This is a genomic window from Comamonas aquatica (assembly GCF_018064205.1).
Lineage (GTDB): Bacteria > Pseudomonadota > Gammaproteobacteria > Burkholderiales > Burkholderiaceae_C > Comamonas > Comamonas aquatica.
Genome location: NZ_CP072916.1, coordinates 72,609 through 89,796, shown reverse-complemented (window position 1 = coordinate 89,796; position 17,188 = coordinate 72,609). Strand labels below are relative to the sequence as shown.

Here is a 17,188-nt window from a genome sequence, read left to right as displayed (position 1 = left end):
TGACATCTGCCGTTGGTGTCGACACAGAGCGTGGGTATTGCAAGGCGAGGGGCGTTGTGTTTTCAATCACGCTGGACAAGCGCACATAGGTGCTGCCTGCACCATCACCGCCAGCCAGGGTTGCCGCAGTGGGATCCAACTGCGCCAAGGGATCCTGGCCTTGATTCAGCGCCGTAATCAATGCATTGACATCCGTATCTGCAGGATTGACCAGCGCTGATTCCGCAGGATCCGCCGTCTTGAACAAATCATCAGCCAGTTTGAACTGCTGGTTTTCAGCGACTTGCAAGACACCGTTTTCACTGCCTTGCAAAAACAGCTGAGCGCCAGCCGCCGTGATGATTTCTGCATCCACGGGAATGCGCATCCCGACCCGCAAAGGCTGCAGATTGCCGTCAGCGTCACGAATCCAAGCTTGCCCTTCCAGCTTGGTGATCAATGCAAAAGTGTTGGCCATGACATTTCTCCAAAATATCGAGATCACTGACGCGATGCGCCACCCTTGGAGAAAATGCTAAGACACAAGCACTTGGAAAACTATTGGCTACAAAGCCAATACAAATACGGCCTTCAGACAGACGCACAGAGAACAAGACATTTGAAGAACGAAAAATGGCGCCCAAGGCGCCATCAACTTTCAGCACAACAAGACTTTTTCCTACAAAACTCAAGGGTGCTAACGGCGAATACCATGCACTTGGAGCGCCAGTTGAAGACGGTCATCGACATGCAGCTTTTCAAACACTGCCGACAGATGGGCCCGTACGGTTCTCTCGGTGATCAATAGCTTTTGGGCGATGTCCGCATTGCTGTGCCCCACCGCCGCCAGGCGAGCCACTTCAGCCTCCCGGCTAGACAGTGCTTGCGCCCAGTCGTTGGCCGTAGCCACCGGCAACCGTTGGTCAATATCGTGGAGCATTTTCTGTAGCAGGCTGCGGCCCAGCCAGATGGCTCCACTCTCCAAACTGCTGATGACCAGGGCCAAGGACTCCATCGGCAAATGGCTATGGGCATAGCCGCTGGCCCCTTTGGCCAGCACCAATTGCCCTTCGGTATCACTCATGTGGGCGCTCAGCACCAACACGCACAGCCCATCAAAGTACGTCGACCATTGCTCTTCGGCGCCCAGTTGCTTCAGGAGTGCCATATCCACAATCACCAGCCGATGCCCTCTGGCTTTCCAATTGAGCATGTCCTGCATGCCGACCCCGCGATAGGGTTGCTTGCCAGATTGCGCCAACAGCTGCCAGCTCTGCCATAGACCTGCGTCCTGTGTCACCACCAAAATAGGCTGTACTTGCATCTTTTCCTCGCGTGCTTGAAGCGCAAGCTCAACGCTCTGTGAAAGCATTTGCTTTGGCCCGCAAAATAGGTTTAAGCAGGTACTGCATCAGGGTGCGCTGCCCCGTCAGGATATGCACCTCTGCCTGCATGCCTGGAATGATCGGCCGCGAGTCATCGCCCACATGGGCACGATCGGTCCGAACCTTCACGATATAAAAAGAGTTGCCTTTCTCATCGGTGATCGTGTTGGCACCAATTTGCTCCACCTTGCCTGCCAGCCCGCCGTATATTGCAAAGTCATACGCGGTGAACTTGACTTCGGCCTTCTGACCAAAATGCAGAAAACCGATGTCCTTCGGGTTGATCTGCACCTCCAGCAGCAAGGTGTCATCCATAGGGACAATATCTAGAATGTCCTTGCCCGGCTGCACCACCCCACCGACGGTGTTGGCCATCAGGTTGTTGACCGTGCCCCGCACAGGCGAGCGCACCTCTGCCAGCTTGACACGATCCTGCAGCGCCAGCTGTCCTTGCTCCAAGGACGAAAGCTTACCCCGGGTCTCCGACAGTTCCACCCGGGCCAGGTTGCGAGCGTTCAGCTCGGACTCCTGGACCTTGCGTTCAGCCTCCTGGATGGCCGCCTGGATGCGACCGATCTGCGCACCTGCGGCCTTGGCCTCGCCACAAAAACGGGCCACATCACGCTGCAAGCGCAGCAGATCCACTTCCGACACAGCGCCACTGCTCAGCAAAGGCTTGGTGACCCGCAACTCCTCGGAAGTCAAACTGCAGCTGGATGCAGCCTGATCGCGGTTGGCCATGGTCTCGCGAAGCTCCTGCTGCCGCTGATTGAATTGGTCACGCGCAATACTGATAGCGGTCTGCAATTCCTGGGTTTTGCTTTCCCACACTCGCCGCTCCATCTCGACCACATTCGGCGCCTGTTTAAGCACATCATCGGGGGCCTTGAAAGGCTCACCCGTGGCCAGCGCCTCCAAACGCGCGGCCTTGGCTTTCAACGCCAAGGTCTCAGCCTTGTTCTCTCCGAGCGAAGCTGTGGAACGCGTAGGATCCAGCCGCAGCAAGACCTGTCCGGCATCCACCCGTTGACCGGGCCGCACCAAAATCTCCTCCACGACCCCGCCATCGAGGCTTTGCACCACCTGCACCTGCCGCGATGGCACCACCTTGCCCTGGCCACGCACCACTTCGTCGATATAGCCCAGGCTGGCCCAGATCAAAAGCACCAGCACGCACAGCAGGGAACTCCACAGCAAGATGCGCGATCCCTTGGCCTGCTGCTGGCTGGCAGCCCATTGGGCATCCGCGGCCAGGTCGGAGGCCGCCAATGTGTCCTTCTTGGCATCCCCCTCGACCAGCCAGTTCTCCCAGCGCTGCTTCCAGCTGCTGGGTTTGCTCTCAGGCCGCTTCATGTGCGCCCTCCCGCCCGTGCGATCCGGCCCGATTTGAGCGCTTGGATCACCTGTTCCTTGGCACCATCAGCCACGATTTTTCCGCAATCAATCACGATCAAGCGATCGACCAGTTCCAGCAACGCGGTTCTGTGCGTGACCAAGATGATCGTCTTGTCGGCACTGGCGCGCTGCAAGCGCTGTCTTAGCAAGGCTTCGCTTTGGTTGTCCAAATTGCTGCTGGGCTCATCCAGCAACAGGATTGGAGGGTCCTGGATCAAGGCGCGGGCGACGGCGATCGACTGGCGCTGCCCCCCGGACAGAGATTCGCCACGTTCGCCAATCGCCATGTCGTAGCCTTTCGGATGCTCGGCAGCGAATTCATCCACGCCGGCGATCTGCGCAGCATGCAGCATGTCGCCTTCAGAAGCGTACGGAGCCCCCACCAGCAGGTTGTGCTTAAGGCTGCCGTAAAAGAGCATCGGGTCCTGCGGCACATGGCCAATCGAACGCCGCAAATCGATTGGATCCATCTGGCGCACATCCACACCATCGACCAGGATCACGCCCTCCGTGGGCTGGTACAGGCCCAGAATGAGCTTTTCCAGGGTGGTCTTGCCGGAGCCGATACGGCCGATCACCCCGACCTTTTCACCCGGCCGCACCTGAAAGCTCACGCCCGTCAGCGCAGGCTGCTCCTGACCAGGATAGGTAAAGCTGACCTGCCGAAACTCCACGCCGCCCTTGATGACGGGCCGCGCCACAAACTCTTTATCGGCGCCATGTTCCACAGGCATCTTCATGTAATTGTCGATAGAAGCCAGCGAAGTGCGAGCATTGTGGTACTGCATCATCAAGCCAGCCACCTGACCGAGCGGAGAAATGCAGCGCCCAGCAATCATTGAGGCAGCAATGATCCCCCCCATCGACAGCTGGGCGCCTTGCACCAGGTACACGCCGATGACCACGACCGCCACCGTCACCAGTTGCTGCATCACCTGCACGAAATTCACATTGGCTGAAGAAATCAGCTTGATCTTGCCCCCAATCAGGGCGATGTACTGCGATGCACTCTCCCACAGGCGCTGCACGCCGCCTTGGGCATTCAAGGTCTTGACGGCATCCAGATTGGTCAGCGCCTCCACCAACAGCGCATTGCGTTGTGACGTGGCCTGGAAGGTCTTGACCGTCAAGCTTTCCAGGCTGGATTGCGCAAAGAACGAAACCAGCAAAACCAATCCGATCGCCACGACCGGCGGCAGCACCATCCAGGGTGAAATCCAGGCCAACACCACCAGGAACAGCAGCACAAACGGCAGGTCGACCAAGGTGGTGAGGCTGGCCGAGGCGATGAAGTCGCGCACCGATTCAAACGACCGCAGGTTGGCAGCAAACGAGCCCACCGATGCTGGACGGCTTTCCATCCGCAAATCCAGGACACGCTCCATGATCTGTGCGGAAAGCTGCACGTCGATGCGCTTGCTCGCGGTGTCAACCACATAGGCCCGCGCCGTCGCAAGCACAAAGTTGAAGAACAGGATCAGGGCCACGCCGAGGGCCAGCACCCACAGCGTCTCTACCGCATTGTTGGGCACCACGCGGTCATACACATTCATGCTGAACAGGGGAATCGCCAGCGCAAACAGGTTGATGAGCACCGCCGCGAGCAGCGCATCCCGGTACAGACGCTTGTTGTCCAGCACTGCGGACCAGAACCAGTGCCCCTGCTTGCCCTCCACGCCCTGCGACGCCCGCTTTTCAAAGCGGAACTGAGGCCGGACAAAGCAAAGATAGCCGGTGTAGACGGCCTGCAGCTCTGCCGCTGTCATCTCGACCGGGCTGCTGACTTCGGGGAACTGCAGCAGGAACGAGCCATCTTCACGCTCTTCCAGCAAGATGGCTGCGCGGCTGTCATGCAACAACACAATTGCGGGCAGCAATCCGCTCGGTATGCCCTGCAACGCGCGCCGCAGAATGCGGGAGCTGAACTTGGCGCGGGCTGCGGCACGCTCCAGCAGCGACGGCGTCAGGCGATTGTTTTCCAATGGCAAGCCATTGCTCAACGCCTGCGCGGTGTAGGGCGTGCCATGCATGCGGGTGATTTCCACCAGGCAATCCAGCAAAGGATCATCCTGTGTGCTGTGCGGAGGCAGTCGATCTGCGACAGGCATCGCAGCAGGGGCCGACAGGGTCTCTTGGGAAGTATCCATAGGAGTTGCTCTGTCGTGTTAGATCAGACCGTCGTCATCGGGCAGCAAGTCCAGCGAGTTGCGCAAACGTTCGCGCACCTGCTTGCGGCGATTGAGCTTTTCCAGCGCCTGGGGCGGCAGATCGGTCAATCGCAGCGTGCCATTGCTCAGCAAAGCATCAATCAAATCCTCCAGCACCCGGATGAAATCATCATCCAGGGCGGAGAAGTCTTGCTGGCCTTTACGCGGTCCATCGTTTGCATCTTTTGTTGCCATACTGCCCTCCCTCACAAGGGCGCTGCATATCCCCTGCAGCCGGGGGACGTGATCAGTTAGGGGTGCGCGGCGTGGATGAACCGGTCTGCTGCAGGGCCACAGGTGTCAAGTTGCTGGTGTCTGGCAGCGCATCGGAGCAAGCCATGACGGGATCGTCAGGCAAGACCAGGTTTTGCTGCTCTTCCGGCTGGTTGTCGTTGTAAGGCTGCGCCAGACCCAGGGTCTGCAGCACCTGGCTGGACAGTGTCAGCCAGTAGTACTCGGCCTTCTTCAGGTCGTACTCGGCATTCAGCAGCGCGCGACGGGCATTGAACAGCTCGTTCTCGGTATCCAGCAAGTCCAGCAGCGACCGCTGGCCAATGCTGAATTGCTGCTGGTAAGCCACTCGGACTTTGGATGTCGACAGCTCGTGCTCGCGCAGGAAGGGCAGTTGCTGGCGCAAACGCTGGATGTTGTTCCAGGCAATCGACAACTCTTGCTGCACGTTGCGACAGGTGTAGTCACGCACATCCCGGGCGGCATAGTTTTGCGCAGCGGTCTGGCGGATGCGTGCGGAATCGGCACCACCACGGTACAGGGGATATGTCAGCATCAGCTGCACGCGAGAGCTTTGCACGTCGCGGTACAAGGCGCCGGGCTGCTCGCGATCACGGCCGGTGGAAGCGCGCAGGTCCACGGTGGGGGCGAACGCAGCCTTGGCGACCTTTTCGCCGGCCTCGGCGGCCTGGACCAATGCTTGCTTGGACAAGATGGTCGGATTGGCGCGCAGGGCATCCTCGAAGTTCTTGGTCTGACCGACCACGGGCAGACCGGTCACGGCAGCTGGCACGGGTTCCATCTGTGCTGGAGGGTACTCACCGACCAGACGGCGGTAGCGCTGGGTGACATCGTTGAGGTTGTTGCTCTCAGTCATCAGGTTGGTCTGTGCCAGCGACAGGCGACCACTGGCCTGTTCCATATCGACGCCACGTCCGACACCCGACTGTTGGCGCTCACGCAACTGGTTGAGCGTGGTCTGGTGCATGGAGAAGTTGTCCTGCGCCAGGGTCTGCATGGTGCGATAACGCTGCACGTCCAGGTAGGCCCCTACGGCCTCGTTGGCCAGGGCATTGGTCGTGGCACGCAGGTCGTAGTACTTGGACAGCTTCTCGAAGCCGAACTGGCGGATGCGGTTGGTCGTGGCGCCCGCATCAAAAATCAGCTGGCGCAACTCCAGGTTCCAGCCGGGTCGGCTCCAGTTGTAGGAGGGGACGTTTTCAATGTTGCTGCGCCATTCCTTGCCCACCCAGCCCGAAGCAGTCACCTGGGGGCGCCAGCCGGCACGGGCGATGTTCTGGTCTTCCAGCGACGAGACAAAGTCATGGTAGCGGGCCATGATTTCAGGGTGGGACGTGATGGCACGATCCACAACCTGGTTGAGCTGTGGCTGGGCCACAACCGGGGCCTGCGCTGCAGGCGCGGGGGCCGCCTGTTGGGCCCAGGCACCCACGGCAAGGGACGTGAAGCCCAGGGAGGCCATCAGGCGAGGGAGTTGACGCATTTTCATAAGAGGTTCTCTCAGTGAGTTGCAACTGGCCCCGACTGATTGAAAAAACTAATCAGCAGAAGGCAAATATTTAAATTTGCATAAACTTTAATTTACTTACGCAAAAAAATACAACCATCACCAAGCCGTTTATCTACGTCACATCCTTTGTCCCGCATGGATGCAGGAAAAATCCTACAAGAACAAAAAAACTATCACTACACAAACTCAATAGCAAAACAACCAATAAAAACATTGTCTTTCTGTTTCCAATAATCTTTTGCACTTCGTTTTTTATAGCAAAAAACGCTTGCATCAAAATGAGTTCAACACAAAATATTGTTGAAAAACTTTAAAAACAAGCGCTTGAAGCTATCATTTTAGGAGTTTGTCGCTAATCAACTTTTTGGGCGACTGTATACAAAAAACTACACTTCGCCCGCATCCCCACTCTTCGGCAACGCCACTTTGAAGCGCTGCTGTGCCAGGGTTTCCAGCCCGAACTCGGCCAGCAGCTGTTGCAGGCGCTCGGCCGCGCTGCGTTTCTTGTGCCCGGTGTAGCGCGCCACGATCAGCTCGTTCTTCATGCTGTGTTCCCAGCCCACCAGCTCGGTCACGGTCACCTGGTAGCCGCTGGCCTCCAGGTACAGGCAGCGCAGGACGTTGGTGATCTGGCTGCCCATTTCCCGCGTGTGGATGGGGTGACGCCACAGCTCCGCCAGTGGGGTGCGCGACAGGCTCAGCGCCTTGGTCTGGCGCAAGCAGGCAGCCACTTCGGCCTGGCAGCAGGGCACCAGGACCATGGCCTTGGCCTTCTTTTCCAAACCAAACGCGATGGCGTCGTCGGTGGCGGTGTCGCAGGCGTGCAGCGCCGTGACCACGTCAAAACGCTCGGGCATGGCATCGGCACGCGTGGATTCGGCCACCGACATGTTCAGGAAATGCATGCGCGCAAAGCCCAGCTCGGCCGCCAGCTTCTGCGAGGCCTCGACCAGGGGGGCACGGGTTTCGATGCCGTAGATGTGGCCCTGCGCCTGGGCCTTGAAGTACAGGTCGTACAGGATAAAGCCCAGGTAGGACTTGCCGGCGCCATGGTCGGCCAGCGTGAGGGCCTGGCCGCCCTGCCCCAGCTCCTGCAGGATGGGTTCGATGAACTGGTAGAGGTGGTAGACCTGCTTGAGCTTGCGGCGCGAGTCCTGGTTGAGCTTGCCGTCGCGCGTCAGGATGTGCAGCGCCTTGAGCAGCTCGATGCTCTGGCCGGGTTTCAGCTCCAGCTGCGTGGCGATGTCTTGGGGGGTGGGCTTGCCACCCGCGGTTTTTGCCGGGGTCTTGCCGGCCTTGTCGTGTCTGCTCATCAATCTTTCTCGGTTGGGGGCGTGGCATCGCGGCCGGTGAACGGGCAGCGTGCCGCCAGGTCCAGGTCCAGCCAGCCTTCGATGCCCATCTGCTCCAGCACTTCCATGTTGCGCTCGTAGATGGTCTCGGCTTCTGGGAAAGCCTCCACGGCCTTGTCGATGCTGTCTTCACGCAGCAGGTGCAGCGTGGGATAGGGGGCACGGTTGGTGCAGTTGGTGACGTCGTCCACGTCCGTGCCTTCGAACTGGAAACGCGGGTGAAAGGATGCCACCTGCAGGATGCCGCCCAGCTCCAGCTCTTCCACCATGGCGTCAGCCACCTCCAGGAAGTCGTTGAAGTCCAGGAACTCCTGCAGCGCCTGCGGCAGGATCAGCAAGGTGGTGTCCCGCTTGTCGGGCGAGATTTCGGCCAGCGCCTCAAGCTCCCGGTGCAGGTCCATGACCACGCCTTCCGCGTCCGTGGCTTGGCTGACCACGTAGTGGATCTGCCCTTTGACATGCACGCTCTTGGCGAACGGGCACAGGTTCAGGCCGATCACGGCCTTTTCCAGCCAGCGCACCGTGTCGGCGATCACGATGTCTTCAGGAAAGGAGCGTTCGGTGGAGGTGTCGGTCATAGGTCGGCCTTAAAAACAAATGGGGGCACCATGCCCCCTCTTGTGTTGTGCTGCAAATTCTAGCCAGCCGGGCTTGGCGGTGCAGACCGCTTGGGATTGCCGCCACTCCACCCGCCCGTCAGCCCAGCAGCTGGCGCCCCGTGATGCGTTCGTGCTCTCGGGAGGCATAACGGTCCGTCATGCCGGCCACAAAGTCGGCCACGGCGCGGGCCTTGACCGCCTCCTGGTCCGCCTGCAGCGCGCGCTGGGCGAAGCGCGGTTTCATCATCGCCGGCTGCTGCAGGTAGGCGGCAAACAGCTCGCGCACCACCTGGCGGGCGGCGTCCATGGTCTGAATCACCTGGTCGTGGCGGTACAGCTGGTGGAACAGGAAATGCTTGAGCGCCTGGGACTGCGCCTGCATGCCGGCGCTGAAGGCCACCAGCCGCTGCCCCTGGGCGCGCACGTCGTCCACGTGCGCCACGCCCGACTGGGCAATCTGCGCGCGCGTGGTGTCGATCACGTCGTACACCTGGGCGCTGAGCATGCGGCGGATGGTCTCGTACAGCAGGCGCCGCTGCTCCGACGCCTGCGCCAGCTGCGGGTAGGCCGCCAGGGTCTGGGCATGGAAATGCGCAAACAGGGGCACGGCCTGCAGCTGTTCCAGCGTGATCAGGCCGGAGCGCACGCCGTCGTCCACGTCGTGGGCGTTGTAGGCGATCGCGTCGGCCAGGTTGGCCAGTTGCCCCTCCAGCGAGGTCTGCCGTCCGCTGAGAAAGCGCGCCGCGACGCCGCCCGGCTCCTGGGCTTCGAGCCTGAGCGCATTCGCGCGCGAGCAGTGCTTGAGGATGCCCTCGCGCGTCTCGAACGTCAGGTTGAGGCCTTCGTACTGGGGGTAGCGCTCTTCCAGCGCATCGACCACGCGCAGGCTTTGCAGGTTGTGCTCGAACCCGCCCCAGGCCTGCATGCAGGCATTCAGTTCATCCTGGCCAGCATGGCCAAACGGTGTGTGGCCCAGGTCGTGGGCCAGGCAGATGGTCTCGACCAGGTCTTCGTTCAGGCCCAGCGGCCGGGCAATCGATCGGCCGAGCTGCGCCACCTCCAGCGAGTGGGTCAGGCGCGTGCGGAAAAGGTCGCCCTCATGGTTGACGAACACCTGGGTTTTGTAGACCAGGCGGCGGAAGGCGCTGGAATGCACGATGCGATCGCGGTCACGCTGGTGTTCGGTGCGCGTCGGGGCGGCGTCTTCCGGATACCGGCGGCCGCGCGATTGCTCGGGCTGGCAGGCCCAGGGCGACAAGGTTTGCAGTGCCAAACGCAGCTCCTCCCGTTTCACGTCCCAAGGTGTCGAGCGCACAGCGCTCGACAAAAGCATAGCTGCTTGCGCTTGCTAAACAACGGAGTCAGACCACTATGCAGTCCAAAACTTTGTTCAGCGCGCGCTGGCAGCTATCTTTTTCGATTACACCTGAATGCCCACACCCTGGGCGCAGCAGGTGTCGATCACGCGGCGCACCAACGCGTCGGGCGCCGCGCGCACCACGGCCTTGCCCGGGCCATCGATCAGCACAAAGCGGATTTTCCCCGCCTCGGCCTTCTTGTCCACGCGCATGTGCGCCAGGTAGGCACCGGCGTTGTCTGCGGCATCCAGCACGGCGCCGCGCGTGGGCAGGCCGGCCCGTTCGATCAGGCGCGTCAGCCGCTGCACGAAGGCAGCATCCACCAGCCCCAGCTCCAGCGACAGGTGCGCGGCCATCACCATGCCGGCGCCCACGCCTTCGCCGTGCAGCCAGTTGCCGTAGCCCATGCCGGCCTCGATGGCGTGGCCGAAGGTGTGGCCGAAATTGAGGACGGCGCGCAAGCCGGCTTCCTTCTCGTCCTGGCCCACCACCCAGGCCTTGATCTCCACGCTGCGGCGCACGGCGTGCAGCAGCGCCGTGCGGTCGCGCTGGCGCAAGGCATCAATGTGGGTTTCCAGCCAGTCGAAGAAGGCCATGTCGGCAATCGGGCCGTACTTGATGATTTCCGCCAGCCCGGCCGCGACTTCGCGCTGGGGCAGGCTGTCCAGCGTGGCCAAATCGCACACCACCAGCTGCGGCTGGTAGAAGGCGCCGATCATGTTCTTGCCCAGGGGGTGGTTGATGGCCGTCTTGCCGCCGACGCTGGAATCCACCTGGGACAGCAGCGTGGTCGGCACCTGAACGAACGGCACGCCACGCATGTAGCTGGCGGCGGCGAAGCCGGTCATGTCGCCCACCACCCCGCCCCCCAGCGCAAACAGCACCGTCTTGCGGTCGCAGCCTTGCTGCAGCAGGCCGTCGAAAATCAGGTTCAGCGTCTGCCAGTCCTTGTGGGCTTCACCATCCGGCAGCACCACGGTGTGCACCTGGCGGTACTTGCCCGCCAGTGCGGCCTGCAGTTGCGCGGCATACAGCGGCTGCACCGTGGTGTTGGTAACGATGACGGCCTGCGCCGCATCGGGGCAGGCGGCGAAGGTGGCGGCCTGCCCCAGCAGATCGGCAGCAATCACGATGGGGTAGGAGCGGTCGCCCAAATCGATGTGGACGGTGTGGCGGGTTTGGGTCACGGCAAGCATCTCGGCAAACATGGCAGGCCAGCGCGGCCTGGGAACAGCATGCAGCCCGGCTGCACGCTGTGGCATTGGGGCGTATTTATACCTTCAATCCGCCGCAGCCCCTGGGCCGCCCTGGCCCGTCAGCAGGCCTGCCAGCTCGGCCTGCATCCCTATCTTGCGGCTGACCTGGCTGGCGTTTTGCCGAACGGCATCCACGACATAGTGGGCCGTCGCCAGGTACAGCGGCCCGCGCACCGCCAGCAGCTGCTGCAGGCGCTGCAGCGGATCGTCCCCCTGCATCAAAGGCCGGGTGGTGTCGTTGCGCAGGCGGCGGGCAATGTCCTCGGGCGTGGACTGCAGGTAAAACACGGTGCTGTGGGCCTGCAAGGCTTGGCGGTTGGCCGCGCGCAGCACCGATCCACCACCGGTGGACAGCACACAGGGCGCCGTGGCGGCCAGCAACTCGGCCAGCACCTGCTGCTCGACGTCGCGGAACGCCGCTTCGCCATGCTCGGCAAAGTACTGCTTGATGGTGCAGCCCAGGCGCTGCTCGATGACATGGTCGGAGTCGACGAAGGGCAGATGCCACTGGCGTGCCAATTGGCGCCCGATGGTGGATTTGCCGGAGCCCGGAAGGCCGATCAGAGAAAAGTGCACAACCGCATCCTGTTCATGCATAGACAAAGACCGCCTTGCGGCGGTCTTGGATTGTCACCGACATTGCGCGCTGTCAGTTGCGGGCAATCGCATCGGTCACCATGCGCGGGGTGATGAAGACCAGCATCTCGCGCTTGGTCGACTCGCGCGTGCGGCTTTTGAACAGGTTGCCCATCACGGGGATATCCCCCAGGACCGGCACCTTGTTGACCTGGTTGGTTTCTTCCATCTCGAAGATACCGCCAATCACCACCGTGCCACCGTTTTCCACCAGCACCTGGGTCTTGATGTGCTTGGTATCGATGGCCACCCCCTGCAGCGTGGTTTCGCCGCGCGAGTCCTTGTTCAGGTCCAGATCCAAAATGATGTTGCCCTCGGGCGTGATCTGCGGCACCACTTCCAGCTTCAGCACGGCCTTCTTGAAGGCCACCGTGGTGGCGCCATTCGGGGCGGTCTGGGTGTAGGGGTACTCGGTACCTTGCTCGATCACCGCCTGGGTCTGGTCGGCGGTCAGCAGGCGCGGGCTGGAGATCACCTTGCCTTCGCCTTCCGCCTCCATCGCGGACAGCTCCAGCGACAGGAAACGCGTCAGCCCAGAGTTGAAGATGCTCAGCGCCAGCGACGAAGGCGTGCCCCCGGTCGACAGGCCGGCCGGCAAATTGACAAATGGGGAGCTGGTGGTCGTGCCATACGGCGCATAGCCGGTGCCGATGCTGCCGCGGCCAGGGCTTTGGTACCCCCCGCCAAACTTGACACCCAGAGAGCGACCGAACGTATCGCGCGCCTCGACAATCCGCGCCTCGATCAGCACCTGGCGCACTGGCACATCCAGCTTCTTCAGCAGGTTGGCGATCTCCTCCAGCTTCTTGGCGGTATCCGTCACAAACAGCTGGTTGGTGCGTGGTTCAGCAATCGCCGAGCCGCGCTGCGACAGGAAACGCGTGCTGGCTTCGCTGGAGCCACTGTTGTCCGCAATCTGCTTTTTCAGATCTTCGGCCTTGGCGTAGTTGATCTGGAAGCCCTGGGTGCGCAAAGGCTCCAACTGCTCGATATTGCGTGCCGCCTCAAAGTCGCGCTTGGTGCGTTCATCGATCTCATCCTTGGGGGCAATCCACAGCACATTGCCGTTTTTCTTCATGCCCAGGCCCTTGGCCTCCATGATGATATTGAGCGCCTGGTCCCAGGGCACATCCTTGAGCCGCAGGGTCAGGGCCCCACCCACCGTGTCGGATGTCACGATGTTGAAGTTCGTGAAATCGGCGATCACCTGCAGCAGCGACCGCACTTCGATGTTCTGGAAGTTCAGCGACAGGCGCTCGCCGGTGAAGCCAGGGCCTTTGCTCAGCTTGGTTGGATCCACGCGCTTGGGACGCACTTCCAGCACGAACTGGCTGTCACTTTGGTAGGCACTGTGCTCCCACTCCCCGGTCGCTTCGACCTGCAAGCGCACGCGATCGCCTTGCTGGCTGGATGTCACCACCTGCACCGGCGTTCCAAAATCCACGACGTCCAGACGACGGCGCAATCCTTCCGGCAAACTGGTCTTCAGCAGATCCACCACGATCCCCTTGCCTTCAGGGCGGACATCCGCACTCACCATCGGCGAGCCCAAATCCACCACCACACGGCCAGCGCCATCGGCACTGCGGCGGAAATCAACATCCTTCAGGACCACTGCCCCATCCTGCTGAACCGGCTTGGCCACCAGACGGCGGTTGGGCGATTCCGTGGGCGCAATCGCCGAGGCCTGCTGCACCGGATCCAGGAACACCAGGACGGTGTTGCCCTTGGTTTCCGTGCGGTAGGTGGTCGCGGTCTTGAGATTCAGCACCAGCCGCGTACGGCCGGAGACCTCCACCACATTCGCGGTGTTCAGGTTGCCCTGCTGAATCTCCACCAGCGATTGCCCCAGGGCATTGCTGGTCTGCGGGAAATCCAGCGCAATGCGTGCCGGCGTCTGGATGGCAAACCCGGTGACAGGTGCACTCAGGGGCTCGGAGAGCTCGATGCGCACCACCTCACCGCCGGCCTGCAACGACCCCGTGACCGACTGGATGCTGGCCGCCCAGGCCCATGAGGAACAGAACGCAGTCATGGATACGGCCAACCAGCGCGCGGACAGCCAATTTTTCTTTTTCAGCATTATTTATTCCCCTCTTGCAGATCCAGCGTGGTCATGCGCTCCACCCAGTCCCCCGCAGGGTCCTGAACGATTTCACGCAGCTTGATGCTGTTTTCTCCAATTTGGACGATACGCCCGTAGTTCTGCCCCAGATAGTTGCCCGCCTTGACCTGGTAAATCAACTGATTCACCTTGAGCAGCGCGGTATCCTGCCCGCCCTTGCGCAAGCTACCCACCATCACCATGCTGTCCAGGGGATAGTTTTCCAGCTCTTCCTTGCGCCGCCCCTGCTCTGCGATCAAGAGCGCCATATTCGAGGTGTTTTGCGCCGATTCGCGGGTCAGCACCTGGGTCAGCTTGCTCATGCTGAAAGGGTCTGCACCATCGGCCGCCACATAAGCTTGCGGGGTGAAAACCGAAGGTTCCTTCAGTGGTTGAATCCTGGGCTTGGTCACCGCCCGTTGTTCGGCCACCCATTGCTGCAAGTCCCCGTGCTCATCCCCCGAGCACCCCAGCAGCAGGAGAACGCTCAGACAGCCCACCCAACGCGCATTACGGAGGTTCATCATTTGCCACCCCGCTTGGTTTTTTGGGCGCCAGCCCGTCCACTGATCTCCTCGGGATCCAAGTAACGGTAGGTCTTGGCCGTCGCATCCAGCGTCAGCACACCATCCTTGCCTTTGGGCGCCACCGACAGGTCATTCAGGGTGACGATGCGCGACAAATGCGCCACATCCGACGCAAACATGCCCATGTCGTGAAACTGCCCGGACACCCTGACGGCAATCGGCAACTCTGCATAGAAGTCTTTCACGACTTCGGTACCCGGCTTGAACAGTTCAAACTGCAGACTGCGCCCTAATCCAGCCTGGTTGATATCAGACAACAAGGCCGCCATTTCCGATTTGCTGGGCAACTGTTTCTCCAGCTGGATCACATATTGCTGCACTTGCTCGCGCTGCTGCTTCAAGCCATCCAGGCTGACTGCCTTGAGCAGTTTCTTGCTGTAGTCTGCGCGCAAGCTGGTCTCTTTATCGCGCTCGCTTTGCAAATCGACTTCCAAGTCGCTGAGGTAGAAATACCATGCTGCCCCCGCCGTGAACAACGTGATGGCGATGCACAGCAGTACCCGGGGCAAGATGGGCCACAGTGAGGGATCCTTGGGATCCAGGTCCTGGAACTGTGCCTTGGCATCGGCCAGATACCCTGCGACATCCAGCTTCAACTGCACTTTGGAGGATTTCATGGTTTTGCCCCGCCAGTCGCAACAGCCGCTGCACCAGACTCTGCGTCAACAGGCAGCACCAGCAAAAAGCTCAAATTGAAGTTGACCACCTTGCGTTGGTCCTTCGGGGACAACGCCACTGTCGATGCCACGATCTCTTTGAGATCAGGTTTGGCAAACCAGGCGGTATTGCCAGACAAATTGCGCAACACTTCCGAGACACGCTCGTTGGATTGCGCAACCCCCTTCATCTCGACCTGCAGACCGTTTTGCTTGATCGAGCTGATGTACACGCCTTCCGGGAGCTGGCGCACCAGCTCATTCAGCAGATGCACAGGCAAATTGCGGTTGGCCTGCAAGGCCTCCACCGCTTTCTGCCGCTCGCGCAGCGCATTGATTTCCCCTTCCAAGCCCGCAATTTCCTTGATCTGCTTGTCCAGCACGGTAATTTGCGAGCTCAGGTAGGCGTTGCGATCTTGCTGGTTTTCAATCCGCGATTGGAACCACCAATAGACTAGGGCCGCCGCCAGCAGACCCACGACCACGGCCAAGAACATGGTGACCTGAAACGCCTCTTTGCGGCGCTTGCGCGCAGCCTCTCTGTGGGGCAATAGATTGATCAAGATCACGACAGGAACCTCCGCATCGCCAAGCCGCAAGCCGTGAGGTACATGGAGGCATCCTGCTTCAGTCGGGACTGCAGCACGCCCGTCGACAGCTTCATGCCCTCGAAGGGGTTCAGCACATGGGCCTGCACGCCGGTTTGCGCCTGTACCGCCTCGGCCAAACCTGCCACCCCTGCTGTGCCGCCAAACAGCACCACATGCTGCACGCTGTGATAGGGCGTGCTGGTATAGAAGAACTGCAGGGCGCGCCCGATATCCTGGGCCAGGCTGCCAACAAAAGACTGAAGCACGGCCTGGGGATAATCCGCCGGCAAGTCACCCGTCCTTTTCTTCAGCTCCGCCTCTTCCACCGTCACCCCGTAGTGGCGCGCAATCATCTGGGTCAACTGCGCACCGCCAAATGCCTGTTCGCTATCGTGCAGAACCTCATCGTCACACACGATTTGCAAGCTGACGTTGCGGGCACCAACCTTCACCAAGGCAATCAGCTCACCGGCGCCGGCATTCGGCAGCTTGGCAATCCAGCGCCCCGCCGCCAGACGCGAGGCATAGGACTCCACGTCCATCACCACCGGATTGAGCCCCACCAAAACCGCCAAGTTGTTGCGCTCTTCCACCCGTTCCTTGCGTGTGGCCGCGAGCAGCACATCGACGTCGCTGGGGTTCTTCGCGTTCGCGCCCACCACACAGAAATCTAGACTCACTTCGTCCAACGGGAAAGGAATGTATTGGCTGGCCTCGGACTCCACCTGCACCTCCAGCTCCTGCTCGCTGAGGCTGCCAGGCAAAATGATTCTTTTTGTAATAACTGCAGAATAAGGTAACGCAAGGGCCGTGTTCTTGGCCCGCGTCCCGCTTTTCTTCAACAGGCGCCGCAGTGCGTCGGCCACTTCATCGAATTTCTCGATGTTGCCATCCACGATCCAGTCCGCGTCCAAGGGCTCTGTCGCGCACCGCTCCAGCACCCACTCACCTTGACCGTCTTGATTCAACTCGACCAGCTTGACAGCAGATGCACTGATGTCCAAGCCAATCAGCGGCGAGGGCTGGCGCCTAAATAGAGAACCTACAGATATCAAGGGCCCTCCCTTCCGGTTTCATTTTGAGATATAGAAATTAGCAGTTCGAGGCATGCTATCAGTAAGGATAGAAATCAACCAAGCCCTCCCCATAGCGGGCGGCTGCGCTATCGTTGCCAAAAGTAGACGCTTTGGCGCTCACCGCGCCAGGGGCTCCGCAAGCTGCCTGGGCACCGTCACCGTTTCACCGCATTGAATCTTGACCATTTCTATAATGGTCTCCCCCTTTTGAGTGGAGCGTCATGCCTACCTCTCCAGACTCTCGAG

The 17,188-nt window shown here is 60.7% G+C and carries 15 protein-coding genes and 1 pseudogene; all 16 read right to left on the bottom strand.

The window, feature by feature from the left end; genetic code table 11:
• Positions 1-88: 88 nt before the first annotated feature.
• A pseudogene (locus tag KAQ61_RS19050) lies at positions 89-457 on the bottom strand (retention module-containing protein); the annotation flags it as partial.
• A 219-nt stretch (positions 458-676) separates the two neighbouring features.
• Positions 677-1,303, bottom strand: coding sequence for a helix-turn-helix transcriptional regulator (locus KAQ61_RS00415; protein ID WP_043385539.1), 627 nt, complete (start codon positions 1,301-1,303; stop codon positions 677-679).
• A gap of 28 nt (positions 1,304-1,331) precedes the next feature.
• On the bottom strand, positions 1,332-2,717 hold the full coding sequence (locus KAQ61_RS00410; RefSeq protein WP_210930142.1) for an HlyD family type I secretion periplasmic adaptor subunit: 1,386 nt from the start codon (positions 2,715-2,717) through the stop codon (positions 1,332-1,334).
• Positions 2,714-4,906 carry a type I secretion system permease/ATPase gene (locus tag KAQ61_RS00405; RefSeq protein ID WP_420839363.1) on the bottom strand — a complete coding sequence of 731 codons (2,193 nt, stop codon included), beginning with the start codon at positions 4,904-4,906 and terminating at the stop codon, positions 2,714-2,716. Before KAQ61_RS00405 ends, KAQ61_RS00410 begins: the two co-directional genes overlap by 4 nt.
• An 18-nt stretch (positions 4,907-4,924) precedes the next feature.
• The gene (locus KAQ61_RS00400; protein ID WP_042414384.1) at positions 4,925-5,161 is read right to left on the bottom strand and encodes a hypothetical protein; all 237 of its coding nucleotides are present in this window, start codon (positions 5,159-5,161) and stop codon (positions 4,925-4,927) included.
• Between the two features lie 52 nt (positions 5,162-5,213).
• Complete coding sequence (locus KAQ61_RS00395; protein ID WP_210930141.1) at positions 5,214-6,707, bottom strand: TolC family outer membrane protein; 1,494 nt, start codon at positions 6,705-6,707, stop codon at positions 5,214-5,216.
• Between the two features lie 407 nt (positions 6,708-7,114).
• Complete coding sequence (locus KAQ61_RS00390) at positions 7,115-8,041, bottom strand: class I SAM-dependent methyltransferase (RefSeq protein WP_244982950.1); 927 nt, start codon at positions 8,039-8,041, stop codon at positions 7,115-7,117.
• Positions 8,041-8,658, bottom strand: coding sequence for a DUF1415 domain-containing protein (locus KAQ61_RS00385; RefSeq protein ID WP_042414389.1), 618 nt, complete (start codon positions 8,656-8,658; stop codon positions 8,041-8,043). The genes KAQ61_RS00390 and KAQ61_RS00385 overlap by 1 nt, the downstream gene beginning before the upstream one ends.
• A gap of 118 nt (positions 8,659-8,776) precedes the next feature.
• On the bottom strand, positions 8,777-9,952 hold the full coding sequence (locus KAQ61_RS00380; RefSeq protein ID WP_244982949.1) for a deoxyguanosinetriphosphate triphosphohydrolase: 1,176 nt from the start codon (positions 9,950-9,952) through the stop codon (positions 8,777-8,779).
• 147 nt (positions 9,953-10,099) lie between these two features.
• The gene (gene aroB, locus KAQ61_RS00375) at positions 10,100-11,233 is read right to left on the bottom strand and encodes a 3-dehydroquinate synthase (protein WP_210930139.1); all 1,134 of its coding nucleotides are present in this window, start codon (positions 11,231-11,233) and stop codon (positions 10,100-10,102) included.
• An 84-nt stretch (positions 11,234-11,317) separates the two neighbouring features.
• A complete protein-coding gene (locus KAQ61_RS00370) occupies positions 11,318-11,869 on the bottom strand; it encodes a shikimate kinase (RefSeq protein ID WP_338026732.1) in 552 nt (183 codons plus the stop codon).
• 73 nt (positions 11,870-11,942) lie between these two features.
• Positions 11,943-14,012 (bottom strand): type IV pilus secretin PilQ, encoded by a 2,070-nt coding sequence (locus KAQ61_RS00365; RefSeq protein WP_042414397.1) that lies wholly within the window; start codon positions 14,010-14,012, stop codon positions 11,943-11,945.
• The gene (locus KAQ61_RS00360) at positions 14,012-14,560 is read right to left on the bottom strand and encodes a pilus assembly protein PilP (RefSeq protein ID WP_042414400.1); all 549 of its coding nucleotides are present in this window, start codon (positions 14,558-14,560) and stop codon (positions 14,012-14,014) included. The genes KAQ61_RS00365 and KAQ61_RS00360 overlap by 1 nt, the downstream gene beginning before the upstream one ends.
• The gene (locus KAQ61_RS00355; RefSeq protein ID WP_043385476.1) at positions 14,557-15,237 is read right to left on the bottom strand and encodes a type IV pilus inner membrane component PilO; all 681 of its coding nucleotides are present in this window, start codon (positions 15,235-15,237) and stop codon (positions 14,557-14,559) included. Before KAQ61_RS00355 ends, KAQ61_RS00360 begins: the two co-directional genes overlap by 4 nt.
• Positions 15,234-15,845 (bottom strand): PilN domain-containing protein, encoded by a 612-nt coding sequence (locus tag KAQ61_RS00350; RefSeq protein ID WP_210930137.1) that lies wholly within the window; start codon positions 15,843-15,845, stop codon positions 15,234-15,236. The genes KAQ61_RS00355 and KAQ61_RS00350 overlap by 4 nt, the downstream gene beginning before the upstream one ends.
• A complete protein-coding gene (locus tag KAQ61_RS00345; protein WP_210930136.1) occupies positions 15,842-16,921 on the bottom strand; it encodes a pilus assembly protein PilM in 1,080 nt (359 codons plus the stop codon). The genes KAQ61_RS00350 and KAQ61_RS00345 overlap by 4 nt, the downstream gene beginning before the upstream one ends.
• Positions 16,922-17,188: the final 267 nt, after the last annotated feature.